1 protein-coding gene is annotated in these 252 nt (G+C 37.7%); it reads left to right on the plus strand.

Features of this window, described 5'->3' with window-relative positions; genetic code table 11:
* Positions 1 to 57: 57 nt before the first annotated feature.
* The coding region (locus AC2Q9J_RS18260) for an OmpH/Skp family outer membrane protein (protein ID WP_499042140.1) at positions 58 to 252 on the plus strand (195 nt) is incomplete at its 3' end.

Here is a 252-nt window from a genome sequence, read left to right on the forward strand (position 1 = left end):
TCGTACTTTCTAAGTACGACCTCGGTTAAATTTGTAAAATATATAAAGGACGGACTCATGAAAACATTAACAGCACTGGTATTCGGTTTGGGTTTAACTGTATCAGCTTTTAGTAATGCTGCTGGTATAGCAGTGGTAGACTTAGCAAAAGTTGTTGAAAGCAGCACTTATCTCAAACAACAAAATGCAAGCTTAGGTCAGTCAGTAAAACCAACATCGACGAAGTTAGAGCAGTTAGGCAAAGAAATTGAG

It is taken from the genome of Planococcus sp. RAB007_Raresut, assembly GCF_057369535.1.